At 57.6% G+C, this 26,360-nt stretch carries 32 protein-coding genes; 9 read left to right on the top strand and 23 right to left on the bottom strand.

From position 1 onward, the window contains the following. Positions 1-263 precede the first annotated feature (263 nt). Both B2A78_RS04310 and B2A78_RS04305 read right to left on the bottom strand, forming a co-directional pair. Positions 264-1,502 carry an aminotransferase class I/II-fold pyridoxal phosphate-dependent enzyme gene (locus B2A78_RS04310; RefSeq protein WP_077728669.1) on the bottom strand — a complete coding sequence of 413 codons (1,239 nt, stop codon included), beginning with the start codon at positions 1,500-1,502 and terminating at the stop codon, positions 264-266. Positions 1,503-1,619: 117 nt separating this feature from the next. Then, a complete protein-coding gene (locus tag B2A78_RS04305; protein WP_077728668.1) occupies positions 1,620-2,591 on the bottom strand; it encodes an L-threonine 3-dehydrogenase in 972 nt (323 codons plus the stop codon). Between the two features lie 217 nt (positions 2,592-2,808). Between B2A78_RS04305 and B2A78_RS04300 the strand changes: the two genes are divergently transcribed. Further along, entirely contained in the window at positions 2,809-3,186 is a 378-nt protein-coding gene (locus tag B2A78_RS04300; protein ID WP_077728667.1) for a 4a-hydroxytetrahydrobiopterin dehydratase, read from the top strand. Here the strand turns inward: B2A78_RS04300 and hflD are convergent. Then, positions 3,173-3,802, bottom strand: a complete 630-nt coding sequence (hflD, locus tag B2A78_RS04295) for a high frequency lysogenization protein HflD (RefSeq protein WP_077728746.1) — start codon at positions 3,800-3,802, stop codon at positions 3,173-3,175. The genes B2A78_RS04300 and hflD overlap by 14 nt on opposite strands. Before the next feature lie 51 nt (positions 3,803-3,853). After that, positions 3,854-4,210 (bottom strand): nucleotide pyrophosphohydrolase, encoded by a 357-nt coding sequence (locus B2A78_RS04290; protein ID WP_077728666.1) that lies wholly within the window; start codon positions 4,208-4,210, stop codon positions 3,854-3,856. Positions 4,211-4,363: 153 nt separating this feature from the next. Between B2A78_RS04290 and B2A78_RS04285 the strand changes: the two genes are divergently transcribed. Then, positions 4,364-4,672, top strand: coding sequence for a hypothetical protein (locus B2A78_RS04285; protein ID WP_077728665.1), 309 nt, complete (start codon positions 4,364-4,366; stop codon positions 4,670-4,672). A 5-nt stretch (positions 4,673-4,677) separates the two neighbouring features. Beyond that, the gene (locus B2A78_RS04280; protein ID WP_133718759.1) at positions 4,678-5,730 is read left to right on the top strand and encodes a metallophosphoesterase; all 1,053 of its coding nucleotides are present in this window, start codon (positions 4,678-4,680) and stop codon (positions 5,728-5,730) included. Here B2A78_RS04280 and B2A78_RS04275 read toward each other — a convergent pair. Genes B2A78_RS04275 through B2A78_RS25530 form a run of 4 tightly spaced genes read right to left on the bottom strand, consistent with a single transcriptional unit; the run spans position 5,727 to position 7,780 of the window. Then, entirely contained in the window at positions 5,727-6,206 is a 480-nt protein-coding gene (locus tag B2A78_RS04275; RefSeq protein ID WP_240502396.1) for a CDP-archaeol synthase, read from the bottom strand. The genes B2A78_RS04280 and B2A78_RS04275 overlap by 4 nt on opposite strands. A 55-nt stretch (positions 6,207-6,261) precedes the next feature. Next, on the bottom strand, positions 6,262-6,927 hold the full coding sequence (locus tag B2A78_RS04270; protein WP_077728663.1) for a DUF1614 domain-containing protein: 666 nt from the start codon (positions 6,925-6,927) through the stop codon (positions 6,262-6,264). A gap of 58 nt (positions 6,928-6,985) precedes the next feature. Continuing rightward, positions 6,986-7,492 (bottom strand): Hsp20/alpha crystallin family protein, encoded by a 507-nt coding sequence (locus B2A78_RS04265; RefSeq protein WP_077728662.1) that lies wholly within the window; start codon positions 7,490-7,492, stop codon positions 6,986-6,988. 33 nt (positions 7,493-7,525) lie between these two features. Then, positions 7,526-7,780 carry a hypothetical protein gene (locus B2A78_RS25530; protein ID WP_139841055.1) on the bottom strand — a complete coding sequence of 85 codons (255 nt, stop codon included), beginning with the start codon at positions 7,778-7,780 and terminating at the stop codon, positions 7,526-7,528. A gap of 54 nt (positions 7,781-7,834) precedes the next feature. Between B2A78_RS25530 and B2A78_RS04260 the strand changes: the two genes are divergently transcribed. Further along, a complete protein-coding gene (locus tag B2A78_RS04260; RefSeq protein ID WP_240502395.1) occupies positions 7,835-9,124 on the top strand; it encodes a hemolysin family protein in 1,290 nt (429 codons plus the stop codon). Between the two features lie 50 nt (positions 9,125-9,174). Here B2A78_RS04260 and B2A78_RS04255 read toward each other — a convergent pair whose 3' ends face one another. From B2A78_RS04255 to B2A78_RS04245, 3 genes are read right to left on the bottom strand one after another with little or no spacing between them, the layout of a single operon-like run. Then, entirely contained in the window at positions 9,175-9,360 is a 186-nt protein-coding gene (locus B2A78_RS04255; protein WP_077728661.1) for a hypothetical protein, read from the bottom strand. Positions 9,361-9,377: 17 nt separating this feature from the next. Next, positions 9,378-9,989: an alpha-ketoglutarate-dependent dioxygenase AlkB gene (locus tag B2A78_RS04250; protein ID WP_077728744.1), complete on the bottom strand. Its 612-nt coding sequence runs from the start codon at positions 9,987-9,989 to the stop codon at positions 9,378-9,380. Between the two features lie 15 nt (positions 9,990-10,004). Beyond that, on the bottom strand, positions 10,005-11,345 hold the full coding sequence (locus tag B2A78_RS04245) for a nicotinate phosphoribosyltransferase (RefSeq protein WP_077728660.1): 1,341 nt from the start codon (positions 11,343-11,345) through the stop codon (positions 10,005-10,007). 113 nt (positions 11,346-11,458) lie between these two features. Here B2A78_RS04245 and B2A78_RS25525 point away from each other — a divergent pair, with 113 nt between their 5' ends. The 3 genes from B2A78_RS25525 to B2A78_RS04235 all read left to right on the top strand — a co-directional run bounded on the left by B2A78_RS25525 (position 11,459) and on the right by B2A78_RS04235 (position 13,229). Then, the gene (locus B2A78_RS25525) at positions 11,459-11,752 is read left to right on the top strand and encodes a hypothetical protein (protein WP_143735059.1); all 294 of its coding nucleotides are present in this window, start codon (positions 11,459-11,461) and stop codon (positions 11,750-11,752) included. A 9-nt stretch (positions 11,753-11,761) separates the two neighbouring features. Next, positions 11,762-11,968, top strand: a complete 207-nt coding sequence (locus tag B2A78_RS04240; RefSeq protein WP_077728659.1) for a heavy-metal-associated domain-containing protein — start codon at positions 11,762-11,764, stop codon at positions 11,966-11,968. A gap of 280 nt (positions 11,969-12,248) precedes the next feature. Then, positions 12,249-13,229, top strand: coding sequence for a malate dehydrogenase (locus B2A78_RS04235; RefSeq protein WP_077728743.1), 981 nt, complete (start codon positions 12,249-12,251; stop codon positions 13,227-13,229). Between the two features lie 46 nt (positions 13,230-13,275). Here the strand turns inward: B2A78_RS04235 and argF are convergent, their stop codons facing one another. Beyond that, the gene (argF, locus tag B2A78_RS04230) at positions 13,276-14,175 is read right to left on the bottom strand and encodes an ornithine carbamoyltransferase (protein ID WP_077728658.1); all 900 of its coding nucleotides are present in this window, start codon (positions 14,173-14,175) and stop codon (positions 13,276-13,278) included. Continuing rightward, positions 14,172-15,359 (bottom strand): acetylornithine transaminase, encoded by a 1,188-nt coding sequence (locus B2A78_RS04225; RefSeq protein ID WP_077728657.1) that lies wholly within the window; start codon positions 15,357-15,359, stop codon positions 14,172-14,174. The genes argF and B2A78_RS04225 overlap by 4 nt, the downstream gene beginning before the upstream one ends. A gap of 307 nt (positions 15,360-15,666) precedes the next feature. Here B2A78_RS04225 and B2A78_RS04220 point away from each other — a divergent pair, with 307 nt between their 5' ends. Further along, positions 15,667-16,206: a ferritin-like domain-containing protein gene (locus B2A78_RS04220; protein ID WP_077728656.1), complete on the top strand. Its 540-nt coding sequence runs from the start codon at positions 15,667-15,669 to the stop codon at positions 16,204-16,206. A gap of 66 nt (positions 16,207-16,272) precedes the next feature. Here the strand turns inward: B2A78_RS04220 and parE are convergent, their stop codons facing one another. From parE to alaC, 9 genes are all read right to left on the bottom strand, one after another. After that, positions 16,273-18,159 (bottom strand): DNA topoisomerase IV subunit B, encoded by a 1,887-nt coding sequence (gene parE / locus B2A78_RS04215; RefSeq protein ID WP_077728655.1) that lies wholly within the window; start codon positions 18,157-18,159, stop codon positions 16,273-16,275. 129 nt (positions 18,160-18,288) lie between these two features. Further along, entirely contained in the window at positions 18,289-18,978 is a 690-nt protein-coding gene (locus tag B2A78_RS04210; RefSeq protein ID WP_077728654.1) for an MT-A70 family methyltransferase, read from the bottom strand. A 19-nt stretch (positions 18,979-18,997) separates the two neighbouring features. Beyond that, positions 18,998-19,726 (bottom strand): BglII/BstYI family type II restriction endonuclease, encoded by a 729-nt coding sequence (locus B2A78_RS04205; protein WP_077728653.1) that lies wholly within the window; start codon positions 19,724-19,726, stop codon positions 18,998-19,000. A gap of 111 nt (positions 19,727-19,837) precedes the next feature. Further along, positions 19,838-20,929, bottom strand: coding sequence for a threonine synthase (thrC, locus tag B2A78_RS04200; RefSeq protein WP_077728652.1), 1,092 nt, complete (start codon positions 20,927-20,929; stop codon positions 19,838-19,840). Positions 20,930-20,963: 34 nt separating this feature from the next. Further along, the gene (locus B2A78_RS04195) at positions 20,964-21,257 is read right to left on the bottom strand and encodes a type II toxin-antitoxin system RelE/ParE family toxin (protein ID WP_077728651.1); all 294 of its coding nucleotides are present in this window, start codon (positions 21,255-21,257) and stop codon (positions 20,964-20,966) included. Next, complete coding sequence (locus B2A78_RS04190; RefSeq protein WP_077728650.1) at positions 21,254-21,472, bottom strand: addiction module protein; 219 nt, start codon at positions 21,470-21,472, stop codon at positions 21,254-21,256. Before B2A78_RS04190 ends, B2A78_RS04195 begins: the two co-directional genes overlap by 4 nt. Before the next feature lie 156 nt (positions 21,473-21,628). Then, on the bottom strand, positions 21,629-21,868 hold the full coding sequence (locus tag B2A78_RS25520; protein ID WP_139841054.1) for a hypothetical protein: 240 nt from the start codon (positions 21,866-21,868) through the stop codon (positions 21,629-21,631). 99 nt (positions 21,869-21,967) lie between these two features. Next, positions 21,968-23,278, bottom strand: a complete 1,311-nt coding sequence (locus B2A78_RS04185; RefSeq protein ID WP_077728649.1) for a homoserine dehydrogenase — start codon at positions 23,276-23,278, stop codon at positions 21,968-21,970. Between the two features lie 34 nt (positions 23,279-23,312). Further along, positions 23,313-24,497, bottom strand: a complete 1,185-nt coding sequence (gene alaC, locus B2A78_RS04180; RefSeq protein ID WP_077728648.1) for an alanine transaminase — start codon at positions 24,495-24,497, stop codon at positions 23,313-23,315. 178 nt (positions 24,498-24,675) lie between these two features. Here alaC and thiD point away from each other — a divergent pair, with 178 nt between their 5' ends. Beyond that, positions 24,676-25,455: a bifunctional hydroxymethylpyrimidine kinase/phosphomethylpyrimidine kinase gene (thiD, locus tag B2A78_RS04175; protein ID WP_077728647.1), complete on the top strand. Its 780-nt coding sequence runs from the start codon at positions 24,676-24,678 to the stop codon at positions 25,453-25,455. A gap of 99 nt (positions 25,456-25,554) precedes the next feature. Here the strand turns inward: thiD and B2A78_RS04170 are convergent, their stop codons facing one another. Then, positions 25,555-26,313 carry a BON domain-containing protein gene (locus tag B2A78_RS04170; RefSeq protein ID WP_077728646.1) on the bottom strand — a complete coding sequence of 253 codons (759 nt, stop codon included), beginning with the start codon at positions 26,311-26,313 and terminating at the stop codon, positions 25,555-25,557. Positions 26,314-26,360 lie beyond the last annotated feature (47 nt).

Here is a 26,360-nt window from a genome sequence, read left to right as displayed (position 1 = left end):
GCTGTCCGGCTCGTCCAAATTTCCGGCTTCTGCTTGGTGGTTCGGTCCATTGGTTGTTGTGTTGTGACCCTGTAAGGCTTGGGTCGATGGGGCCGAATATGCGCTCAGCCCCTTATTTCCGTGCCGCTCCGGGCACATGATATACAACCCGAAGTCGCCCTGTCGACTTGCGCCCCGCCGCATATTCACGCGAAAGCTTATTCATAAGACTCGTGCGCTCGAAAACGGTTGCCGGCCGATTTGCCACGGGAACCGGTGTTCGATTACGAGGCGTTCGTTCGCCTGAACTCGCGCAGCGCCGTCAAGACCTCGTCTAGGTCCGCTTCGGTATGATCCGCGGAAACCTGAAACCGGATTTCTTCGTCGCCGCGGGGCACTACCGGATAAACGATCCCGGTCGCCAGAATGCCCCGCTCGCGCAGATGAAGGACCATGCTTCGGGTCCTTTCGGTATCCCTGAGCATCAAAGGGACGACCGGATGCGCGCCGGGAAGCGTCTCGAATCCCGAATCCGTTTGACCTTGCCGGAACTTGGCCGTCAAGTCTCGCAGCCGCGCGAGCCGCTGCTGCCCCTCGGAACCGCTCACGATTTCCACGGCTCTCGCGCCGGCGGCCGCTTCGCCCGGCGTGATCGGGTTCGAATAGATGTAGAGCGGAGCTTTTTCGCGCAAAAAATCGACCAGCAGCGAACTGCCGACGACATACCCCCCGTTGACGCCGAAAGCCTTTCCCAAGGTACCGATCAAAATATCCGCCGGCCCGCACTCCGCATACTCCTCGGTGCCTCGGCCGGTTTGCCCGAAAGCGCCGACGCCATGGGAGTCGTCGACTACGACGAACACCCCTTCGGCAAATTTTTCATCATAGGTCTCGGCCAGCGCCATCAGTTCCCTTAGTGGAGCATGATCGCCCCGCATGCTGAAGATGCCGTCGGTCACGATGATTCCCCGCCGGCACGACTCGGCCGCCTGCCGTAAAAACGTCTCGGCCTGATCGAGGTTCAAATGCTCGTAAACGAACTTCTCCTTCGGCCGGGCCAGGCGGATCGCATTGATGATGCAGTTGTGGTTCAACTCGTCGCTGATGACCGCGGTTTCGGGGCTGATCAGACTCGGCAAAACGCCCATCACCGCCGCGTAAGCCGAGCTGAACAGCATTGCCGCCTGGCGGCCGTGGAACTCGGCCAGACGCTGTTCCAGCCGCACATGCGGCTCGTAGGTGCCGCTGATGAAGCGCACGGCTCCGGGACCCGCACCGTAATTCCGGACGCCTTCCTCCTCCGCCCTCATCACGTCCGCGTGATGCGCGAGCCCAAGATAGCCGTTGGAGTTCATGCGGAGAAACGGACGGTCTCCCTCTCCTTTCAGCAGATAACGGATGCCGTGCCCGTCCCGCGGCGGCAGAACGCCGGTAATGATCGTTTCCCGGCTCTTGCGCACGCCGGACCGGTCCAGCTGCGCCAGCTCTTGCTTCAACAAAGCCTCCATTCGGTCCATGGCCATAGTTCACCTCGTCGCTCAAGAATTGATTCCGGAAACGGCAATCGGACGCGAATCAAAGCCGGGATAGCCGGGCTCCATGGAGCTTTTCCAATCCGTTCAGGCAGTCCGCTGCCGTCCCTATGCAGATACACCCTGCAATTTGGCGCGAATCTTTTCGAGCATGTCGTTCGTCATACGCGTTATGTCGTAATGTGGCGTCCAGCCCCACTCCGTCCGTGCCGCGCTGTCGTCCAGGGATTGGGGCCAGGAGTCGGCAATCGCCTGACGCACCGGGTCCACCTCATAGTCGATCACAAATTCCGGAATATGTTTCCGAATCTCGGCAGCCAATTCGCCAGGGGTAAAACTCATGGCGGTCACATTGAATGCATTGCGGTGCTTCAGCCCGGCAGCGTCGGCTTCCATCAGCGTCATCATGGCTCGGACGGCATCGGGCATGTACATCATGTCGAGACGCGTGTCGGCCCGGAGAAAACAGGTGTAATGACGATAGCGGATCGCTTGGTAGAAGATTTCCACCGCGTAATCGGTGGTTCCGCCGCCGGGCGGAGTCCGATAGGAAATGATCCCCGGCAGGCGCAGGCCTCGGGTATCGACGCCGAACCGGCGAAAATAGTAGTCGCAGAGCAATTCGCCGGTAAGCTTGGTGATGCCGTAGATCGTCGTCGGACGCTGGATGGTGTCTTGAGGCGTGTCTTCGCGCGGCGTGGTCGGTCCGAAAGCGCCGATCGAACTCGGAAAGAATACGGCGCATCGGTACTGGCGGGCGACTTCCAGCATGCGATACAAACCGCCCATATTGACGTTCCAGGCCACCTGAGGCCGATCTTCGGCTACGGCGGAAAGAAGTGCCGCCAGATGATAAATGGTCTCGATCCGGTAATGGCGCACCACGTCCTGAATCTGGCGCAACTGGGTACAGTCGAGATGCTCGAACAGGCTATCGCTTTCGCCCGCGCCGGCGGGGGGCATGCGAATATCGGCCGCCACCACGAGGCCGTCTCCGTATCGGGTCCGCAACGCCGGAATCAGCTCCGAACCGATTTGGCCGAGCGCGCCGGTCACCAAAATTCGACCTTGTGTACCCATCGTATTCTCCTTCCCCTCGCGGAGCTCCGGATCAGCAGAAAGCCAGCGGTTTCCGAGAGATCGATAGGCCAAGGTTAAATCTCGCCGATGACCGGGTCAATGCAACGGGGATGACGGCGCTGATGCTACTGTTCAGAACCCGTATGAGCCTTGACAATAGGTTTCGGGAACCACAAGCTGGGTCACTGGTCAGCACTCGTGCCCGGAGGTATTCACCATGACCAAAAAAGAAGAAAAGGCCTATTCCCAGGAAGAAATCGAAGAGCGCCTGAAGCAGGAGCTTCCGTATTGGTATTACGAGAACGGCTGGATACGCCGAAAATTCCGAACCCACAGCTGGAAAGCCACCCTGATGGTGGTGAATACGGTCGGACATCTCGCGGAGGCCGCCTGGCATCATCCCGATCTGACCGTGTCTTATGCGTTCGTCATCGTCAAGCTGATGACTCACACGGCAAAAGGCGTAACGGACAAGGATTTCGCTCTGGCGAAAAAGATCGAGGAGGTCGTGCAATGGCAGCCTGGCGCGGAAACCGGCGGCATCCTGGAAGGCACACCGGACGATCCGCGCTTCAGGTATCTCAAGTACGACTGAGCGACTCGAGCAACTGCTGCGCTTCCTTTTGCAGCTTCGGACGAAGGAACAGCAGTTTCCATCGGCTGCCGCCGCACTTTCGCCACAGCACCACCGAGCGGATACCGGCCAGCAAGAGCGCACGGATTCTGTTGCCATTCTCCGGATCGGACAGATACATCTGCTCGCCCGCCACCATCACCCGCGGCTTCAGTTGGCTGACGGTCTGATGATAGGTTTCGGCAAGCGTTGCGACCACCTCCTCGTCCAGAACACCCCGCTCTTCGGCAATGGCGGCGGCTTTTTCCATGCCTGTACGAATGGCTTCGAGCATGCGGGGCTGCTTCATCAGCTTGCGTTCGAGAAAAATAAGCGTCGAAGCGTAGCGCGCCTGCTCCGGATCCACGACATCGGGACCACCCAACTGTTTTTCGATCTGCCTGAGCCCCGTCATAACGCAGTGGAGACCGCCGTAAACATCCACCACGTCCCCCGAGTCGATCTTGAGCACGCTGCCGATGCTGGCCGCCATGTCCTCGCGATCGGCCGTTCCCCGCTTGGCGATGTGCTGCACGAGGTAAACCGCCTGGGACAGGCCGGCCAAAGCGATCACTTGATTGCGTAAAGTTTTTGTCATCACAGACTGCAACGAATGGCGAAAAATGACAGACCCATTCTCCGCGAGGGATTATTGGTCGCGCCGATTGTATTTCACCGCGTTTCCCTTGGCCAATTCGACAGGATACTTTTCAGCGTTCTTCAGCATCTTTTCCTGCACGGCCTCCTCCAAATCGATACTCATGAGGTCGGCCAGCCGCAGCAGATAAATCAGAACGTCGGCGATCTCCTCCCGCACTGCGCGATAATCTTCGGGATTTTCGGCCAGACGATGCGATTCATCATCCTTAAGCCATTGAAAACGCTCCAGCAGTTCCGCCGCCTCCACGGAAAGCGCAATCGCGAGATTTTTCGGACTGTGGAATTGGTCCCAGTCTCTGTCACGGGCAAACTCTCGTAGAGCCTGTTGTATCGCTGCAATGTTCATGGAAAGCTCTGTTAGCGTATTTTTTTATTGAGGCGGATTAAGCGAAAATAGTTAACACGAATATGGCAAGAGAATGAATACAACAAGCTCTGGACGAACTCCGTGTGATTTCGTTCAATGTTTGTAAACAATCGCTCGTGAAGGTGTAAAAAAATGGAAAGTCTTATTCAGAACCTGCAACGCACGATTCGCGCCTTGGAAACCCTGAGCGAAAAAAAGCTGCCCGAAGCCGATCAGGTGGACGAACTGCTTGATCAACTGTTTCAGCAGAAAATCGACCTTGTCAATATCACCATCAGCAGCTCGTCACCGGTCTACCAGCAGGCGGTTCAGGCCATGAACCAAGCGGCGGCTCGGGTCGAAAGAGCCGTCAAGGAGCCGTCCCGCATAGGCGATGCCGTTCCGGTCGTGTACGATGCGGTGGGCAAGCTGGCCAAGCTTTTGAATCATGTGATGCCTTGACGCGAATGCAGCCCACGCCACCGGGCCAGCGCTTTCCCTTTCCGCCGCTGAAGGCGGCCGGAGACGCGGCGCTCGCGTCAGAATCCATTCCCCTCGGCCACCTCCGTTGTCCGCCCATCGATTCAGAGACCTATCGAAGGTTGGAAAGGCGGGTAGGGCGCTGCCACCTCAACCAAAGACTGGGCATAGAGCATGATTTCGAGGCTCGCGTGTTCGGCCAGGGACGCACTTTATTCCATATCGAAAATTGGTATTCCGTTCATGGCTTGATGCGCCATATCCTGCGACTCTTGTGGCTGCACAACCGAGGCCGCGAAAATGCCCGAACCATCCAAATCCGTCATAACGAGATCAAGCTCGAACGGCTCCCGCGGGCGTTCGACGGTTTTACTCTGCTGCACATTACCGATCTTCATCTGGACATCTCGGAGGATATTCCCGACACGCTCATCGACGCCGTAAACCGGGTCGATGGCTACGACATCTGCGTTCTGACCGGCGATTTTCGTGCACAAACCTATGGTCCGTACGAACCGACGCTGACGGCCATGCAAAAGGTTCGTCCGTTTCTGAAGGGGCCGGTCTACGGCGTCCTGGGCAATCATGACACCATCCGCATGTCGCCTGGGCTGGAAAACCTGGGAATCCACATGCTGTTGAACGAGTCTATCGCCCTAACTCGCGGCGATGCGACCATCTATCTCGCCGGCATCGACGACCCTCACTACTACCGCGCCGACAACATCGAGAAAGCCACCGATCAAATTCCACAGGAGTCGGTTTCCATTCTGCTTTCGCACTCGCCGGAGATGTATCGGCACGCGGCCTATGCCAATTTCGACGTGATGCTGAGCGGCCACACGCACGGCGGCCAGATTTGCCTGCCCGGAGGCATTCCCATCATTCTCAACGCAAACGCCCCTAGAGCGTTCTGCAACGGACCATGGCGTTACCACTCCTTGCAGGGTTACACATCAGCCGGCAGCGGTGTCAGCATCGTGGATGTGCGTTTGAACTGCCCGCCCGAGATAACCCTGCATCAGTTGCGCTCGACCTAGTAGGGCTGCTCGCGTATCCGGAGCTGGAAAAGGATACGCGAGACCACGAGTTCCAGGAATGTAAAGCCGGCGACGAGACCGGCCACATGGATAAGCTCCAAACCCAGCTCGACACGCACGGCAAGTAAAGGGAACAAAGACTCCGGAATTTGATCCAGTCCTAATGCCATGCCACTGGCCGGAACACCAAGACGCCTCTTGATGAAGCTGGAAAAGAGATCGCCCAGCATCGCCGTGGCGCCGATGCAAAGACCCAGCTCGAAGGGAAATCCTACCCCCGCGGCGGCCAGTCCGGTAGCCGGAATCGCAGCAATGAACCCTCTCCAGGTCTTGGACGAGCCAAACAGCGGCCGCCGGTCGACGAAATGCGCGCCGCCGTCTATAGGCCATGCCAAACGCTCGCCCAGTCCCTTGTTGATCAGTATGGGAACGCCGTTAGCGGCCATTAGCAGGAATAGAAGTTTAAGAGTCAGCATTGTCACCGTAATCGGCCGCCCAAAACCGGTACCGCAATTCGAGAATGTCGCCGCTTCAGCTCAAGAGCACTGCCACCAGGCCGGTTATGAAAATGCCGTCGAAAGTGCCGGCGCCTCCGATGGATGCAATCGGAGCCGCCATTCGGCGAATATCCTTCAGGCGCAAGAGATCGGCACCGATCAAGACCCCCAACGATCCCGAGATATAGGCGAGAGGAGCCCGATATTCCTCTCCCAGGAAAATGGCGGCCAGAGCCGCCGCGAGCGGAGCGACCAAGACCGGCATGCCGATGCCGACGCCCGGAATGGGCCGGCTCATGAAGTAGCTGACCGAAGCGACAAAAGCCGTAGCCGCAATAATTTGCAAAGGCGGAACACTGTAGCTGTTGACCAGGTACAGCGAGAACAGCACCGGCACCAAACAGCCGCCCACGTTTACCGCGACTTGAGTGCGGCCGGTAAAAGGCACCGGCGGCCGGCGCAGCAAGCCGTATCCTATTCTTTCAATCGGCGGTGGCGCGGCGGATACCCGCAGCGTAAACAAAGGCAGATTGATGGCGCTGCCGAGCAAGGAGGTAATCAACAGCGTCAGCGCCGATTCCGGATTCAAACCGAGTTTCTGGAAAGTTAGGGTAATCAGCCCCAGCTTGATACTGAAGATAATCCACAGCAGCAAGCCCAAAAAGAACAAAAAGTAGAGAGGTGAAAACGGTGATCGCATCAGCGCTGGTCCAGCCCATAAAAAAGGCCGTGGGGCATGTCCCACGGCCCCTCATGGGTTATTCGACTTTAATGCTTTTACGCTTGGAGGTGGCCACCTTGGGAATGGTCAACTCGAGCACGCCATCTTTGAAATTCGCCTTGACCTTATCCCCTTCCACCGGGCAAGGCAGGCGGATGGTCCGCTGAAATTCGCCCCGACTCAGCTCGCGCCGGTAGAACTGGCCTTTTTCCTCCTCTTCCTCGCGTCGGGTCGTGGCTCGAATGCTGAGTGTATTGTCCTGCAGCGAGACATCGAGGTTTTCCTTGCTGACCCCCGGCAACTCCGCACGGACCAGCAACTCCGGTTCGCGGTCGATCACATCCACTCTAGGCACGCGCCCGCCGAAGACGGACTCTCTTTCCGGCCAGCCCCGCCCCCAAAAGAACGGTTGCATCCAGTTGCGCCGCACCTCGTCGAACCATTGCTCGATCTCGTCCAAGGGGCTTAGGAATTGCCCCGCTTGCGGCTGCGTCACTTCTTTGCCGGTGGACTTTTTGGTCTGACTCTCTTGCTTGTCGGTCATGGCATTTCCTCCTTTATAAACGCAAACTTGGATTCACATATCAGGCACGCTGGAGAGAACAAAGCCGGACATGCCTGTTTCTGAAATAAGACCGTTAACGACATTTTTCAACGGCTTTGCGACGAGCTGCTGCCTTCCATAGGTCGTGCAACATTCGACAACAACCCATGTCAAAGTGTTGCAAGAGAAAGCCGTATCGGCAACATGGCGTGGGGTTCGCAAGATGTCTCCTTCGGTTTTCTTTTCCCCTTCTTCAACTGTCGGCGCTTCAAAACACCATTTTTGCATCGCCCTTTCTTATTCGCTACTCTAGCTTACCGGATAAACAACCGCTATCTTTTGATGGAAATTCTCATATTGGTCTTTCTTTTTCTGTTGAATGGCGTATTCGCCATGTCGGAAATGGCCATAGTCTCCGCCCGGAAAATCCGCCTGCAACAGTCCGCCCAAGAAGGCCATTTCGGCGCTAAAGCCGCCCTCCAGTTAGCCAACGAACCTTCTCATTTCCTTTCCACGATTCAGGTCGGCATCACCTTGATCGGGATTCTCATGGGCGCTTTCGGTGAAGCCGCCATTTCCGGCGAACTAGCCGAATATCTCGAACAGTTTCCGGAAATTGCGCCTTACAGCCGCGGTCTATCGCTGGCCGTGGTGGTCATCGGGATTACTTACTTTTCTCTGATCATCGGCGAGCTGGTTCCGAAGCGGCTAGCGCTGCAAAAGCCGGAGAAAATCGCCATGGTTATCGCCCGGCCGATGAATTTCATTTCGCTGGTGGCGTATCCTCTGGTCAAGATTCTGAGCCTATCGACCGACTTCATTCTGCGGCTGTTTAGAGCGCGACAGCCCGAGGAGCCGCTGATCACCGAAAAGGAAATCAGGATCATGATCGATCAGGGCACCGCAGCCGGCGTGTTCGATAAATCCGAACAGGAGATGGTTTCGAACGTCCTGCGCCTGGATGTGCTTCGCGTCGGGGCGATCATGACGCCTCGGATGGATATCTATTACCTGGACATCAAGGATTCATTCGAGGAAAACCGCCGAAAGATCATCGACAGCCCCTATTCGAGAATCCCCGTCTGCAAAGACGGGCTCGACAACGTCATAGGATTCGTCCAGGCCAAGGATCTGCTGACCAAAGCCCTCCTCGGCGATTCCATCGACCTGGGCCGACTGATCAAAACGCCACGCTACGTGCCGAAATCCCTCAATCCCATGCAACTGTTGGAGGAGTTCAAGCGCTCGAAAACGCCCATGGCTTTAGTCGTGGACGAATACGGCGAAGTCGCCGGACTGGTCACGCTCAAGGATGTGATGGAAGCCATCGTGGGCGACATTCCTATGGCTGAAGGGGAAGAAGAACCGGAAGCCATTCAGCGAAACGACGGTTCCTGGCTTTTGGACGGAATGCTGAGCACCGCGAAATTCAAGCAGATCTTCGACTTGGAGGAACTACCCGACGAGGCTACGGGCAATTTCCATACGATAGGCGGCTTCGTCATGCTGCAGCTCGGTCACGTTCCGCGCGCGGCCGATCATTTCGAATGGAATCACCTTCGTTTCGAAGTGGTCGACATGGACAAGAATCGAGTGGACAAGCTGTTGGTTTCGCCGATCGATTTCGGCTAATAAGGCTTGAGACGACGGAGAAACTCGACGTAGCCCTAAACTTGGCTTGATCAGCGTGACTCGTTCTTCGTGATGCCGCAGCGTTCGCACCGATAAACGGTAATCAGCTTGCCCTGCTTGACGTCAAAGGGCTTTTCCCGCACCACTATCCATTTGTGAAAACCGCTCCGGCACAATGTCTTGCCGGCGTGCTTTTCCGAGGCCTTCGGCCGCCGGAAATTAACGACATCGCCCATGGATCGAACTCCTCAACTCAGGAAAAAATGGTTCTGAAAGTCAAATTAATGCGTTCGGTCTTAGGCTCCCGCGCTTTCGGCACGGAATGCCGCCACCCATGCTGCAAACGCCCGCCCATGAGCAGCAGACTGCCGTGGGTCAAGACGATTTCCAAGGTTTCTCCGGTCTTGTTGTGGCGAAGCCTGAACAGCCGTTCGGCGCCAAAACTCAAAGAGGCGATGAACGGGTTCGATCCGAGCTCTTTCTCCTTGTCGGCATGCCAGCCCATCGAGTCCCGGCCGTCTCGATAGAGATTGCCGAGCACGCTGTTGAACCGCCGCCCGCAAAACCTTTCAACGCGGTCCTTCAGCATCGACAAGGTTTCGTTCCAAGGCAGCGGTTCATGGCTCACGCCGGAGTAGCGGTAAGCCGCGCCCGCGTCCCCGTACCAGCACACCAACCGCGGTACCCTCACCCGCCTGCCGAAAACCGTGATGTCTTCTTCCTGCCAAGCCAAATCCCGCCGCAAAAGGATATGAAGCGCATCCGCTTCCGGGCGAGAAACGAAATCTTCGACGAAATACAATTCGCCGTCCCGAGGCGCGAGATTAACCGTGGGCCATTGGGCCGGTGAGCCTGGCTGACGCAAACCGAACAACCCCGTTCAAAGACCAGCGCTATCCATCCGTTCCACCAAACGCTGCAGACCACCGGAAATCAGAACGGTGTACACGGCGCTCTCTTCGATGGCTTTCAGGGCGGGCGGCAATTGCTGCAATTGTCCCCGTAGCCGCTCCCGCATGACAGCGAGCGTCTCCTGTGCACCGACGCGCTTGCCTTTGGTCATTACCTGGCGAAGCAGCGGTTCGCCTTCGATCTGAGACTCGCTTTCCTCGGCCATCACATCGTGCAGCATGTGGCCTTCATCGTCGTAACGGCGGTACACCTGCTTGCGCCCAGGCCAATTCTCCTTGCCTTTCGATCGCTTGCGTCTGGGACGCCCCGCATATTCCTGCAACTTGTAAGCGCAGTTCAAGTACGGCATATCCTGGGATGTCGTCAAACGCGTTCCGACTCCGAATCCATCGATAGGAGCGCCTGCCTCGAGCATCCTCAGGAGTTCGTGCTCGTCCAGATCGCCGCTGGCGAAAATGCTGCACTCCGTGAGCCCGCCCTCATCCAGAATCGACCGTACCCCCTTAGCCAGTTCCGCCATATCGCCGCTGTCTAAACGCACCCCTTTTATGGGGATGTTTCTTTCGGCCAGCCTGGGAGCCAAAGCAACCACTTTTCGGGCGGCTTCCAGCGTGTCGTAGGTATCGATCAGAAGCAGCACGTTGCCCGGCAAGCTTTCCGCAAACCGCTCGAATGCTTCGACCTCGTCGTCATGCGCCATGATGTAGGAATGGGCCATGGTGCCGTAAACCGGAATGTCGAATAATTTTCCGGCCAGAACATTCGACGTGCCGTCGAAACCGGCCAGATAAGCGGCGCGGGCGGCCATCAGACCGGCCTCGGCGCCGTGGGCGCGGCGCAGTCCGAAATCCACCAAAAGCTTTCCCGGCGCGGCGAGCGCCGATCTAGCCGCTTTCGAAGCGATCATGGTCTGGAGCTGAACGATATTGATCAAACGGGTCTCGATGATCTGGGCCTCGGCAATCGGCGCCGTTACCCGAACGATCGGCTCGTTCTGAAAAAAGACCGTTCCTTCCGGGATGGCATAAACATCCCCGGTGAAGCGAAGCTTGGACAAATGGTCGATAAACTCGGGCGTAAAGTAATCCAAAGTACCGAGCCACTCGCACTCCTCGTCGGAAAACTCGAAGTCTTCCAGGAATTCGACAAGCTGTTCCAGCCCGGCGGCAATCAGAAAATTTCGGTTCGGCGGAATCTTCCGTACGAACAGTTCGAAGGTCGCGGTGCCGGACATGCCCTCCCGATGATAGGCCTGCAGCATGGTAAGCTGATAAAGATCGGTAAGGAGCGCGGCGTGTTGTGTTTTCATGCTGTAATCCGGTCCTGCGATATCAGACGGGCGTTCGAGACAAAGTCGGCGATTATTAACGGCCCTTAAAAACTACGCGGAATTTTTTGGCTGTTCGGAGTCACAAATAAATAATGTCTAGCGATATCGAATCATCGGGCGATCGGACATCGGCTGTCAAACGGACTATTGCTTCAAATGCCGTTCGAGCCGGTATTGAATGTCTGGTTCGCTCCAACGCCAAGACTTATAATTCTTGGGCGTCCGGACATGGCATCAAGTTCAAAGCCTGCTTCAGAAGCGGCATTGCCCTGTTTGAACTTCGGCGCAATCCACCGGCTTTTAGTTCAGACGATGTCGCACTGGCGAGATCACAATCGCGGCTGGCCCGCGAGTCCGTGTCGAAAATCACAGATTTCACAGATTGAGTATGACCAATGGCTAAAATTGTCTTGAAGGTAACGGGCATGAAGTGCGGCGGCTGCGAAAATCAGGTCCAGGACGCCGTTAAATCCTGTGTCGGCGTTTCATCAGCCAAGGCTTCCCACACGGCCAGCACGGTCGAAATCGATTACGACGAAACAAGAACCGACCTGGCCTCGGTTAAGCAGGCAATCACCGAAAAAGGCTTCACGGTCGGCTGAAAGTTCCGTCACGCGAGCTTTTGCGCCAGGCGGTACTTTCCTCCGTTAGGATGAGCAATCCGTTCGGCTTTGCAGGGACCGTAGCCGCGTCCACAAATCCAGCACACGATAGGAAAAATGTTTGCCGACTCATAATGGTATTCGGAGCAGTGCCGATGGATAGAATGGAATGGCGAATCGCGCCGTATCCCTGTCTAATGTCTGAGAGGTTTTCAAGCAGGGAGATGCTTATCGGCCTTCGTGCCGCGGCTCGATGCTCAACTATAAAAAGGGTATTCACATGAAAACGCCTGCGCATATCGCCGTTACGGGAGCGGCGGGGCAAATTAGTTATGCATTGCTGTTTCGGCTGATTGCAGGGGACTTGCTGGGCGACGATCAACCCATCGTATTGCATTTGCTCGAGATTCCGGAGGCCATCGTCGGATTGGACGGCGTAAGGATGGAACTCATCGATTGCGCCCCGCCCTTACTCCACGATGTGATCGTATCCGATGATCCTTATGTGGCGTTCGAAAATGCCGATCTCGCCTTCTTGATCGGCGCGAAACCGCGGGGGCCCGGCATGGAGCGCAAGGATCTCTTGAGGGTGAATGCGGACATCTTCGCCATCCAGGGCCGGGCGCTCAATGCCGCCGCCAAACGCAGCGTCAAAACGCTGGTGGTCGGCAATCCCGCCAACACCAATGCCTTGATCACCCAGCACAATGCCCCCGATCTTCCGCCGGAAAATTTTTCCGCCATGACCCGGCTCGACCACAATCGGGCGGTAAGCCAGTTAGCCCTGCATTGCGGTTGCTCGGTGAGCGATATTCGGAAAGTGATCATCTGGGGCAATCATTCGACCACGCAGTACCCGGACTTGCATCATGCACTGGTTCAGGGAAAGCCGGCGCTCGACAGGGTCGAATGGGATTGGTACGAAAAGGAGTTCATTCCGACCGTACAGAACCGCGGCGCGGTGGTGATTCAAACACGCGGAAAATCGAGTGCCGCTTCCGCCGCCAACGCAGCGCTAGACCATATGCGGAATTGGCTGTTCGGCACGCCGACTGGGGACTGGACCAGTATGACTATCCTCAGCGACGGCAGTTACGGTATCGCACCGGGCCTCATGTTTTCCTACCCGGTCGAAATTGGGGACGCACAGTACCGGATCGTACAAAATTTGGAAACCGGCGAGTTCAGCCGGGAGAAACTCAAGATAACCGAAGCCGAGCTGTTGGCCGAACGCGAAGCGGTGCGGCATCTCCTCCGTTGAACGCGGGCGGCGGCGCAGTGTCGGCCGCCGCGTCCCGGATAAAAAGTCAGTTTTTTACCAGCAGCAATTCCAGCAACGCCTTTTGCGAATGCAAGCGGTTCTCGGCCTCGTCCCAGACCACGCTTTGCGGGCCTTCCAGCACTTCGGCGCTGACCTCCTCGCCGCGATGGGCCGGGAGACAATGCATGAATAGCGCCTCCGAAGCCGCCAGTTCCATCAGAGTCGAATCGACTTGGTAGCCTTGGAAGGCATTCCTGCGCTGCGCCTGTTCGGATTCCTGCCCCATGCTTGCCCAAACATCCGTCACCACCAAATCCGCTCCGCGCGCTGCGTCCGACGGATCGCTCAGCAGTTCCACGCGATCGCCGGCCCATTCGATCAATGCCGATTCCGGCTCGTAACCTGCGGGGCAAGCAATCCGGAGCTTGAAATCGAGCAATCCTGCCGCGTGAATATAGGTCTGGCACATATTGTTGCCGTCGCCGATCCAGGCCACCGTCTTGCCGGCAATGTCGCCGCGGTGCTCGAAATAGGTCTGCATGTCGGCGAGCAGCTGACACGGATGGAATCTATCCGTGAGACCGTTGATGACCGGCACCCGCGAATAGGCCGCGAAAGTTTCCACCGTTTCGTGGGCATGGGTACGCAGCATGACCCCATCGACCATGCGCGAAACGACGCGGGCGGAGTCTTCGATGGGTTCGCCCCGTCCCAACTGGGTATCCCGCGGCGACAGAAAGATCGCGGCACCGCCGAACTGCACCATGCCGACCTCGAACGACAATCGGGTGCGGGTGGAGGACTTCTCGAACATCATCCCGAGCACTTTGTTTCTCAGCGGCTCGTATGGGCTCTTCATGTGCTTGAGCTCGATGGCCCGTCGGATGAGCGCGCGGAACTCCTCGCTGCTCAAATCCAAAAGAGTAATCAAATGACGTGGTTTCATACGCGTTCTCCGACCCCATGGGCCGTGTAGTCGGCGACCAGAGCAGAGATCCCTTCGATTAACAGCTTCTCTTCATCGTCGTTCAAAACGAACGGCGGCAACAAGCGTATCGTTCGGTCCGCCGTAACATTGATCAAAAACCCGCGGCTCAGCGCCTGAGCGACCAGATCGATGCAAGGGGTATCGAGCTCGATGCCGATCATCAGCCCTTTCCCGCGGATATCCACGACACGAGGATTGCCGGCCAGCTTGTCGCGAATCCCGATCAACAAACGCTCGCCGAGTTCTCCCGCACGCTCCACCAAGCGGTTTTCGGAGATCGTCCGCAATACGGCCAGTGCGGCGCTACATGCCAGGGGATTGCCGCCGAAGGTGGACGCGTGCTTGCCGGCGGTCAACATGTCCGCCGCAATTCCTCTGGCGAGGCAGGCACCGATCGGTACGCCGTTGCCCAAGGCTTTGGCCAGGGTCATGACATCGGGCATGATGCCGTGGTGCTGGAAGGCGAACCATTTGCCGGTCCGGCCGATACCGGTCTGGACCTCGTCCAGCATCAAGAGCCAACCGCGCTGATCGCAGATGCGGCGAAGGCCGGGCAGGAAATCGTCAGCCGGAACGCGTACGCCGCCCTCGCCCTGCACCGGTTCCACCAGGACCGCCACGACATTGGGGTTGGCCACGGCCTCGACAGCCGCGACGCTGCCGTACGGCACTCGCACGAAGCCTTCGACCAGGGGTTCGAAACCCTCCTGCACCTTGGGATTGCCGGTGGCGCTCAAGGTCGCGAGCGTGCGGCCGTGAAAGCTGCCCTCCATGACGATCACGGCGGGCCGATCGATGCCGCGATGATGCCCGTAACGGCGGGCGATCTTGATGGCCGCCTCGTTCGCCTCGGCGCCGGAATTGCAGAAAAAGGCGTTATCCAGTCCGCTCAGGCGGCACAGTTCGCCGGCGAGCTCTTCTTGCAGCTCGATGCGGTAAATGTTCGAAGTGTGCAGCAATTTGCCCGCCTGTTCGCAGATCGCACGGGAAACGGCTGGATGGGCATGACCCAGGCTGCATACTGCCACCCCTGAAATGGCGTCCAGATAGCGCTTGCCCTCCGTGTCCCAAAGCCATGCACCCTCGCCCCGGTCGAACGTTACCGGCAACCGGGCATAAGTCGGCATTACCTGACTGGTCATCACTCGTCTTCCCCAAAATAAAAAGGCAGTCGCAAGACTGCCCCAAAAAGAAGGGAAACATTATAGTGAAAAAATACTTAGGTACAAGCACTTGGAGGCTTGAAGGCCGGATACCGGCAACGACTCGGCAGCTTGGCGCCGGTTACCCGAAGTTCTCGGCTTTTTGCAGGATGATCCCTCAATTCCGGCGTCATCTCTTCGATACTGGCTCGACTTTTTTGCAGGATCAGCTGTCTTAACGAATAGCGGGTCAAGACCTGCCAAGCGTCGACAGCAAGATGTCCATCACCAGTAAGGAGATTCGGCTATGGGAGATCGACCGTTTTTGACCGACGTCAAAACGTTAAGAGAACGCGCAAGGCAGCACATCGAGCAGGGCGCGGTGACTCCGGGATACAAGGCCGACCGAGAGGTTGTGATCCGACTGCTCAACGAAGCACTGGCCACGGAAATCGTATGCGTGCTCCGTTACAAGCGCCACTATTTCATGGCGACCGGCATCAATGCGCAAAGCGTCGCCCAAGAGTTCCTGGAGCACGCCAACGAGGAACAGATGCACGCGGACAGCATTGCCCAACGCATCGTGCAGTTGGGTGGAGAGCCCGATTTGGCGCCGGAAGGATTGCAATCGAAAAGCCATTCCGAATACGTGGAGGGCGAGTCGCTGATCGATATGATCAAGGAGGATCTGATAGCCGAGCGTATCGCGATCGACAGCTACCGAGAGATCATCGAGTATCTCGGGAATAACGATCCCACCACCCGCAACCTTATGGAAGGCGTCCTGGCCAAAGAAGAGGAACATGCCGAGGATCTGGTCAGCCTCTTACAGGAGCTCGGACAGTAAACCGATGAGTGTCGGCAGGAATTAACGCGCGGCGGATCATCAAACCCTGACTGTTCGAAAATAGGCTCAGACTTCCGCCAGATTGCCCTTTTCCTCGAGCCAAACCTTGCGATCGGCGGCGCGCTTCTTGGCCAGGAGCATATCCAGGCGCTCGTCGGTCGCTTGCTGCTCTTCCAGGGTCAGCTGAACCAGCCGCCGGGTGTCGGGATTCATCGTGGTTTCGCGGAGCTGCGACGGATTCATCTCGCCCAAGCCTTTGAAGCGCTGGACGTTAATCTTGCCCCTGATCTTTTCCGCCTCGATCCGGTCGAGCACGCCCTTTTTTTCCGCTTCGTCCAGGGCGTAATAAACGTTCTTGCCCACGTCGATCCGGTACAAGGGCGGCATGGCGACGAAGACGTGGCCAGCCGAAACTAAAGGTCGGAAATGACGGACGAACAGCGCGCACAGCAAGGTTGCGATGTGGTTGCCGTCGGAATCGGCGTCCGCCAGCACGCAGATCTTGCCGTAACGCAGCCCGCTCAGATCGGCGGAACCCGGCTCTACGCCGATCGCCACGCTGATGTCGTGCACCTCCTGAGACGCGAGCACGCCGCCGGAATCCACTTCCCAGGTATTGAGAATCTTGCCGCGCAAGGGCATCACCGCCTGGTATTCCTTGTCCCGCGCCTGTTTCGCGGAACCGCCGGCGGAATCGCCCTCCACCAGGAACAACTCGGTCAGCTGCATGTCCTGGGAACTGCAATCGGCGAGTTTGCCAGGAAGAGCAGGCCCCGCCGTGATTTTCTTGCGGGTCACTTGGCGGCTGGCCTTGAGCCGCTTTTGGGCGCTCTCGATCACCAGTTCGGCAATGCGCTCGCCGATGGCGGGATGCTGGTTGAGCCACAGGCTGAACGCATCCTTAACCACCCCGGACACGAACGCCGCGCATTCGCGGGAACTGAGCCGTTCCTTGGTCTGGCCGGAAAACTGAGGCTCCTGCATCTTGACCGAAAGCACGTAATGGCAGCGCTCCCAGACGTCTTCCGGCGCGATCTTGATGCCGCGCGGCAGAAGATTACGGAATTCGCAGAATTCCCGCACCGCCTCGGTCAGTCCGGTGCGGAGTCCGTTGACGTGGGTACCGCCCTGGGGCGTCGGCACCAGATTAACGTAGCTCTCCGTGACCGGTTCGCCTGCCTCGGGCGTCCAGAGCACCGCCCAGTCGGCGGCCTCCTGATGGCCTTCGAGATTGCCGACGAAGGGTTCTTCCGGGACGCACTCGTTCGATCCGATGCGGTCCAGCAGATACTGTGGAAGTCCGTTCTCGTAGTGCCATACTTCCTCTTCGTTGGCCTGTTCGTCCTTGAGAGTGATTTTGAGCCCCGGACACAGCACCGCCTTGGCGCGAAGCAAGGCTTTCAGGCGCGGAACGGCGATGCGCGGCGTATCGAAATAGCGGGCTTCGGGCCAGAACCGGACCGTGCTGCCGGAATCGCGCTTGGCGGTAGTTCCGATTTCGCGCAGCTCGGAGGTTTTTTCACCTTGGGCGAAACTCATCGCATAGATTTTCCCGCCCCGGCGCACTTCGACTTCGAGCCGGTCGGACAATGCATTCACGACCGAAACGCCGACCCCGTGCAGTCCCCCGGAGAAGCGGTAATTCTTGTTCGAAAACTTTCCGCCCGCGTGCAGCTTGGTCAGGATCACCTCCACCCCGGATACGCCGAGTTCCGGGTGAATATCCACCGGCATGCCGCGGCCGTCGTCCCGGACCTCCACCCCGCCGTCAGCCAGCAGCCGCACTTCGATGGATTTCGCATAACCCGCCAAGGCTTCGTCGACGCTGTTGTCGACCACTTCCTGGACCAGGTGATTCGGGCGCGCGGTATCGGTGTACATGCCCGGCCGCTTGCGCACCGGGTCTAGTCCCGAGAGAACTTCAATGGATGAGGCGTCGTAGATTTCGTTCATGGGGAATGGAGTGATCGGCGAAGCCGGAGAATATAATCGACGATGGAAGGCTCAGTGTTCGTTCAAAAACGTTCCAATTACTTACTGTTTGCCTCTTGAAATTGACCAGATCGCGGGAATTCCAGCCCATCAATTCCTGTTGCCGTAACCCTTGGGAGTTTCGAATAGGCGCAGTTGAGGGTCGTCGTGGCCTTTCCGCCGGGCGACACCGTAAAACGAGTTCTCCTCGACGTCTTCGTTACCCCACTGCGTCCATCCACTGCGTGGGAACCGAGCGAAAAGCTCCAGATAGGGGCCGGGAGAACAAGACTCGATCAAATCGTAGATTTCGTCGGGCTTTCGCGAGTGCTCACGTTTTCGCGTGGCAAATAAGTTGACTTGCGTCCGCCCCGGCGGCAGCGTTCGCATACTCCCCCGGACGCCGAACAAAACCAATTCCGTGACGTTTCGGAAGTAAAAGCCGACGCCACGTCCATCCGGCCCCCCATCCTTACGGATTTTGTACCACACCAGGTTCGACTTATAGGTAAAGCCCCAAGACTCCATTACTCTTAAGCCTTCCTGGAGTAATGCGTTTGGCACCCAGAGATAAAGATGAGATTTTGCGGCGGCCAGCTTCGAAACAGGAAGTTCAAGTATTTCCTTAAGCTCCATAGTAGGGTATCGAAGTAAGCGTTTATGCTCCGGCGCCATCTTTCCGGTTCGGTTTTGAAACTGCCAAGGCGGATCAGCGAGTATGGTCGAATATTGTCCGCCGATCTTGGTCATCAAATCTTCGGATGGATTCGGTTCCGCGATGTTATAGATTTTTGCGACCATAGGTGTTTCCCATCTTAATTCAAATCACCAAAACTTCTTTCGGAATTCCGATCAGCAACAAGGGGCAGGGATTACCCACGCCACGCCGAACGCGATCCTCCAGCTTGCGCCAATGAGTTGTTGCTTCTCCGAACTTATCAGACACAAATGCATGTGCCCAACCCTCTTCAAACGAACCTTTCTTCTTTGTCATATGGTTAATGATTCTAAGCTGGCGCGGTGTCGGTGTGTAATACGGCGTCAACTCGGCTAGCCCCTGGATGGCATGTTTCCGCGCAAATTCCGTGACGACCTCTCGGAGGGATTCTTGGAGCGTGGAGCCACGGGTAATGATGGCACCAACCGAGATAACGCCATCGGCATGTAGCCGCTTGAAGTTTTCCAAGTCCCGATCAAAAAACGGATCCTTGTTGTTCCATTCGATTTCTAGCGCGAACGTACCGTTTGAGAAACGTTTAACGTGGTCAATCTCGTGGGAAACCGATTCTTTTTCCTCGCCGTCCACAATCTTTTTGATTTCAAAGTTATGTTTCCGCCAGCCGTAGTCGTTAGCCAGCGCCCGCCGCATCCTCTGAGTGAGTTCACCTTCTCCTCCGCCGCCGCGAATCAATTCCACAACAGGTATTTCAACGTCCAGAAGGACCTTTTCGAGCTCGGTGACTCCATCAGCCATATCGTGCATCAGAATAGCTTCCGCGTGATGCAGCGTGAGGACTTGGAAACCCTTCGCCCGCAGCTTTTCGAACATTTCGAATCCCCCCAATCGCTCTCCCGTAGCAAACCCGCGGACATCGCCGGTCCTGAAAAGATAATGGCCGACATTATTCGAATAGCGGTGACCGGAGCCACCATCGACTCGTTAAATCACCTCCAAAATCGCCCGCTTCACCGAATCCAAAGTTGCATCTACCGTCACCGGCTTGGCCGTGCACTGGGAGATGGCCGTGTCGGGGTCCTTGAGGCCGTTGCCGGTGAGGGTGCAGACGATGGTGCTGCCCTCGGGAATGCGGCCGGACTTGATGTCGTGCAGCGCGCCTGCCAGGGAAGTGGCCGAGGCCGGTTCGCAGAAGATGCCTTCCTTTTCCGCCAAAAGTCTCTGCGCCGCCAGGATTTCCTCGTCGGTAAAAGGCGCGAACCAGCCGTCCGATTCCTTCTGCGCTCGCCAGGCGCCGTCCCACGACTGCGGATGACCGATGCGAATGGCGGTAGCAACGGTTTCGGGATGGTCCACGAACTCGCCGCTGACGAAGGGCGCGGCGCCCGCGGCCTGATAGCCGCACATGATTGGCCGTTTGTCGGTGACCGGCGTATGGGTTTCGGTCCCGAGGGCGTATTCGCTGTAACCCTTCCAATAAGCCGTAATGTTCCCCGCATTGCCCACCGGCAGACAGTGATAATCCGGAGCGCGGCCGAGGACGTCGACGATTTCGAAAGCGGCCGTCTTTTGCCCTTCGATACGGTACGGATTGATCGAGTTGACGATGGTCACCGGCGCATGGTCCGCGATCTCCTTGACCAACTGCATTCCGGCATCGAAATTGCCGTTAATCTGGATGATCTTCGCACCATAGATCATGGCTTGGGCCAGCTTGCCCATGGCGATCTTGCCCTCCGGGATCAGCACGAAAGCGGTGATGCCGGCACGCGCGGCATAGGCGGCGGCCGCTGCCGAGGTGTTGCCGGTGGACGCGCAGATGATGGCGTGGCTGCCCTCATGCACGGCCTGGGTCACGGCCATGGTCATGCCGCGGTCCTTGAACGAGCCGGTAGGATTCAAGCCTTCGAACTTGACGTAAATATCCACATCCTTGCCGATCAGCGTCGGGATGTTGACCAACTGGATCAGCGGCGTGTTGCCCTCGCACAGGCTGATGGGCCGGGTGTCCGGGGTTACCGGCAGGCGGTCGCGGTATTTTTCGATAAGACCGGTATAGCGGGTCGAATATGCCATGATGAGTCTCTAAGCGATTTGTTTAAAAACTTGATTATTTTGCTCGATCGCACCAGTAACCGGGCTCGCGATGCAGGTGGGCAATAGCCACAATCAGGATTTCGTGGTCCAAGAGCTGATAAATTATGCCGTAGGGAAAACGCTTCGTCCGATAACGCCGGGTGTTTTCGCTGAAGCAGTGCCAAGCATGAGGAAACCGTTTGACATTCTCGATGGCTTCGCGAATTTCCGACAAAAACTGAATACCTAAGCCGGGCAGTTGCGATTCATAGTATTCCACGGCTTCGTCCAATTCCTTCTGTGCCGGAGCGAGAAACCGGACATTCATTTAACGGAATACTTCGCCATCACATCTTCCATCGAGACGGATTCCATTTTTCCGGAGCGATAGTCTTCCAGACGCCTTTCTGCCTCTTCGGCCCACAATTTATCGATGGCCTCATCCGGCTGGTCAAGACTATTTAAGACTTGTTCGATCAACTCGATTCGTTCGCCGGGGGGCAGAGCCAATGCCTGCTTGATTAAATCGTTTGTCGCTGACATATCATTTTCCTCTGGCGCCGTTGCGATATCGCCTGTCATAGATAGAGAAGCATCACGAAGTTCATAGTTCGTCGATCTGAGGCGAGCAAGAGTATCTTCCGCAATGTTCAGTTTCCCTCGCCTAAATTAGGCTGACATATGCTGCACCACCCCCTCCTACGAGATTTCGGAAAGAAACAGTTCCTTCAATTCTTTAGTCAAAGATGACTGAACGTTATTTGGTGGCCCGTAAAAATGCTGCTTCTCGGCATCTAAATCAAAATTAGCTGGCGGTTTGCCACCGCGTCGCTCATCCCAACGCTGCCCATAATCATCCCACCCGTACAAATACGCCCATCCTCTTTCATCGTGCGGACATGGATTACCTTCATGTGGCTTCTCGAAAATCTCAAACATCTTGTGTTTCCGTCCGAGGAGATATGCCTCTCGAATTTCCCATTGGGTCGGGTTGCGTTTATATCGGAGTGCCATTGGGTAATACCTCGAATTGGAATGTTACCCCAGTGTTTCCAACCGAATCCGCTTCACCGGTCCGCTGATGGCGGACAGCGCTTCGATCTCCCGGACGGCGTCGTTCAGCTTCCGCTCCTGGACTTTCTGCGTCAGCATGATGACGGGCAGATGGCGTTCGCCTTCCGGCGGTTCCTTCTGGATAACGGCCTCAATGCTGATATTGTGATTGGCCAGAATGCGCGTCACGTCGGCCAGAACGCCCGGCTTGTCCTCGGCGCTGAGGCGGAGATAGTAGGCCGTTTCGATATCCTCGATCGGCAAAATGGGAATGTCGGAAATCGCCTCGGGCTGAAAGGCCAGATGCGGCACCCGGTTCTCGGGATCGGAGGTCAATGTGCGCACCACGTCGATGATGTCCGCCACGACCGACGAGGCCGTGGGCTCGGCCCCGGCGCCCGCGCCGTAGAACAGGGTCGGGCCCACGGCGTCACCCTTGACCAGAACGGCGTTCATGACGCCGTTGACGTTGGCGATCAAGCGCCGCTCGGGAATCAAGGTGGGATGCACCCGCAGCTCGATGCCTTTTTCGGCGCGACGGGCGATACCGAGCAGTTTGATGCGATATCCCAAGGCTTCCGCATAGGCCACATCGAGGGCCGTGATGCTGCTGATGCCTTCGGTCCAGACCTTCTCGAACTGGAGAGGAATGCCGAAGGCGATGGAGGCCAGGATCGTCAGCTTGTGAGCGGCATCGATGCCTTCCACGTCGAAGGTCGGATCGGACTCGGCATAGCCCAGCGCTTGGGCTTCCTTAAGCACATCCTGAAAATCCCGCCCCTTTTCGCGCATCTCGGTCAGGATGAAATTGCAGGTGCCGTTGATGATCCCGGCCAGCCACTCCACCTTGTTGCCCGAAAGCCCTTCCCGCACCGCCTTGATGATGGGAATGCCGCCGGCCACGGCCGCTTCGAAAGCCACCATCAGCCCTTTTTCGCTGGCCTTGGCGAAGATCTCGTTGCCGTGGAGGGCGATGAGCATCTTGTTGGCGGTGACCACGTGCTTGCCGGCGTCCAGCGCCCGCATTACCAGATCTTTCGCTGGGTCGAGACCGCCGATCAGTTCCACGACGATGTCCACCTCGGGATCGGTAACGACTTCGTACGGGTCCGTGGTCAATCGGATGCCGGCAGTGTCGCAAATCCGGGAACGGTTGAGGTCTCGAGCCGCCACGACGCTAATGTGGATTTCCCGGCCGGCTCGGCGCGTAATTTCGCCGGCGTTCCGCTTGAGGACCTTGACCGTGCCGCCCCCGACCGTGCCCAAACCGAGCAAACCGATATTTACGGGTTTCAAGACGCTCTCCTGTGTAGCAACAAAAATGCCGAAATTATACCGAGTTATCCTTGCGCATCATATGTCGTATTCCTCGGATCGCCTGGCGGGTGCGGTGTTCGTTCTCGATCAGGCTGAAACGGACATGATCGTCCCCGTACTCGCCGAAACCGACGCCGGGAGACACCGCCACCTGGGCTTCCAGCAGCAGTTTCTTGGCGAACTCGAGGGAACCCAGATGCCGGTACTGCTCCGGAATGGGCACCCAAACGAACATGGTGCCTTTGGGCTTTTGGACCGTCCAGCCGATGTTGTCCAGGCCTGCGCACAACACGTCGCGGCGTACGCGGTAGGTTTCCCGGATCTCGGCGACGCAGTCCTGAGGACCCTCCAGGGCGGCGATCGCGGCCACCTGGATCGGCGTGAACGTGCCGTAGTCGAGATAGGACTTGATGCGCCCCAAAGCCGCGACCAGTTCGCGGTTGCCGCACATGAAGCCCACCCGCCAGCCGGGCATGTTGTAGCTCTTGGAGAGCGTGAAGAACTCGACGGCGATGTCGGTGGCTCCGGGCACCTGCAGGATGGAAGGCGCGGCATATCCGTCGAACACCAGGTCCGCGTAGGCGATGTCGTGCACGACCCAGATTTTGTATTCCCGAGCCAGTTCGACGACCTTTTCGAAGAACTCCAGTTCCACGCATTGGGTGGTCGGATTGCCGGGGAAGTTCAGAATCAGCATCTTGGGCTTGGGCCACGAGGTCTTGATGGCTTTTTCCAATTCATCGAAGAAATCCACGCCCGGCACCAGCGGCACGTGGCGCACATCAGCCCCCGCCAAAACGCAGCCGTAAGGATGGATGGGATAAGCCGGATTCGGCACCAGCACTGCATCGCCCGGCCCCAGGGTGGCGAACATCAGATGGGCCAGGCCCTCTTTAGAACCGATGGTGACGATCGCCTGGGAGTCGGGATCGAGATCCACGCCGAAACGGCGCCGATACCATCCGCAGATGGCTTTGCGAAGACGGGGAATGCCTTTGGAAACGGAATACCGGTGGGCGGTTCCTTTCTGCGCCACCTCTACCAGTTTGTCGACGATATGCTGTGGCGTGGGCCGGTCGGGATTACCCATGCCGAAGTCGATGATATCGACACCCTGGGCGCGCTCCTTGGCCTTGAGTTCGTTAACGATATTGAAAACGTAGGGGGGCAGGCGCTTGATACGTTGAAATTCTTCCATCCAGGACTCTTTGCGTAGGGGGTATTTTTTTAAGCGGAATGCGTAGGCGCGTGGCCAAACAACTTAAAGTACCGATGCGCTTTTAGACTGTCAACGGCGCTTTGGGCCTGACAGGCTAGCCGAATGCGGCCAGCCGTGGGAAACTGCGCCTGCATCGCGATCTAACTTTACGCCATCCATGAAACCCCAGCTCCCCGTTGTCTTGTGCTTGTCGGGACACGACCCCACCGGCGGCGCCGGCATTCAGGCCGATATCGAGACCGTTTCCCGATTCGGCTGTTATCCCTGTTCGGTGGTGACTGCTTTAACCGTTCAAGACACGCATAACGTCCGCAAGATCTTGCCGCAAAGGTCCGGGGAACTTCTGGAGCAAGCGCGCACGGTGCTTCTGGATCTGCCCGTCGACGCCGTCAAAATCGGTCTTCTGGGAAGCGTCGACATCGTTTATGCAGTAGACGAGCTACTCAAGATCGCTGGCAGCATTCCGGTCGTTTTGGACCCGATTCTGGCGGCGGGAGGCGGAACAAACCTGGCAAACGAGGCGCTGATCGAAGCGCTAATAGAGACGCTGATTCCACGAGCGACGGTGCTGACGCCGAATTCGCCCGAGGCCAGAAAATTGACGGGAATGGAGGATCTGGACGATTGCGCCGACGCGCTGCTAGCACTCGGTTGCCCGAATGTCTTGCTGACGGGGACCCATGAAGGGGATGACGAAGTCATCAATCGCCTTTACCGCAGCTCCGGCAAGACAACTTACCGTTGGCCGCGCTTGCCGGGAAGCTATCACGGCTCGGGCTGCACCCTGGCATCCGCCGTCGCCGCCTTGCTAGCCCGAGGCCGGGACATCGAGTCCGCTGCGTCGGAGGCTCAGGATTTTACTTGGCAAGCTTTGAATAACGGATTTCGGCTGGGCGGCGGACAACTGCTCCCCAATCGGCGTTATTCCGCGCCGTGAGGAGAGTCGTTTCGCACTGCGTTACTCAGTAGGTCGGGAATCCTTTCCCGACGTTAACAGCACGCTTGTCGGCAAGGGATTGCCGACTTACGACTTTAATCACCCCGCGACTTGAATGCGGTCTACCACATCGTGCACGCCGGGGACGTACCACGCGTCGAGCACCGCCAGGCGCCTCTCTTCATCGCTGGCGAGATATCCTTCCAGCGTTACCGTTCCCTGCTCGGCCGTGATATGGATCTGCGGCTGATGAACCAGAGGGTCTTTTTCGAGCACCATGAGCACGGCATCTGCCAGCTCGCCGTCGGTTTCCTGCTCGGGAGGGACGACGTGCAGCAAGTTGACGACCGATTCGCAGCCGGCCGCCCACCACGCGAGCACCTCTGCGAAGCGGCGATGAGACAGGCTGAGCACGGTGCCCGACAACGTGACGGTTCCATCCTGCACCTCGATCTCGATGCGCTGCTCGCCCCAATCGCCTTCGCTGCGATCGGGCCACTCGCTGCGACCGACACGAATCGTGTCGAGCCGGTCGCTTTCGCGCACATAGAGGCCGCATTCCCGGAAAACCGGCTCCTGCTGCAATAGGTTAATGATCTCGTCGCGCAACCCGCCCTCCCTCTCGGAGGGAGGCACGGCGACACGCAATCGATCCACGACCGGTGAATTGTCCGCATGGCGATACGCAGCGGCGTGCGCAATCCGTTTTGCCGCGATGTCGCCGACCATACCCTCCAAGACTATGGCACCGTCCTCGACATCGACACGGATTGGATAGTCGTGCAGATTGACCCGGGTGTCATGTTCCAGGTCGGCCAATATGGCCTTGATTCGATCAGCATGCGGATTGGTCGGCATATCGCCCTCCTTAACTCCGAATTGCGCGGGCGCTGTTCGATGAAACA

The sequence above is a fragment of the Methylocaldum sp. 14B genome (assembly GCF_002005105.1).
In the GTDB taxonomy this organism is placed as follows: Bacteria; Pseudomonadota; Gammaproteobacteria; order Methylococcales; family Methylococcaceae; genus Methylocaldum.
Note: the sequence above shows the minus strand (reverse complement) of the source record. Positions and strands in the feature narration are given on the sequence as shown.